Origin of the sequence: Brevibacillus invocatus, assembly GCF_003710915.1 — a bacterium.
GTDB classification, from domain to species: Bacteria; Bacillota; Bacilli; order Brevibacillales; family Brevibacillaceae; genus Brevibacillus; species Brevibacillus invocatus.
Map to the genome: position 1 here is coordinate 1 of NZ_RHHR01000073.1, position 480 is coordinate 480.

At 52.3% G+C, this 480-nt stretch carries 1 protein-coding gene and 1 pseudogene; both read left to right on the forward strand.

Translation table 11 applies throughout. The annotated features are described in order from the left end of the window. Positions 1-230: pseudogene (locus EDM52_RS23705) on the forward strand (acyl-CoA dehydrogenase family protein); the annotation flags it as partial. A gap of 1 nt (position 231) precedes the next feature. Continuing rightward, positions 232-480 (forward strand): SDR family NAD(P)-dependent oxidoreductase (locus EDM52_RS23710; protein ID WP_122911366.1); only part of this gene is annotated, 249 nt, incomplete at its 3' end.

The following is a 480-nucleotide window of genomic DNA, read 5'->3' on the forward strand; positions in this document are numbered from 1 at the left end:
CAGCACGCTCTGCCTCTATTGCCAACGGAGCGCATGGCATGAACAAGGAGTACCATCTGGAAAGAATGGTGCGCGATGCCGCGACAGCACCGATCATGCCGCCCAACATTGATGCTTGCGCTGATCAAATCGGTCTATTGACGATGGGACTCAATCCGGCAGAGGCATGCCCGCCAATGAAGGTGGAAGAGCCGTTGTTTACACCGCAATTGAAGGAAGAGGTGCGATAGAATGGCAGAACTGGGACGTTTGCAGGGGAAGGTTGCGATCATCACGGGCGCTGGCAGCGGTATTGGAAGAGCGACGGCGGAGCGATTTGCGCAAGAAGGCGCTTATCTCGTCTTGAATGATTTAGATGAAGCCAGTATTCAGGATGTCATACAGTCTACTTCCAACCCCGAGCAGCATGCGTATGTAATTGGTGATATTTCGCTAGAGGAGACAGCTATTCGCTTATCGCAAACCGCCATCCAAAAGTTT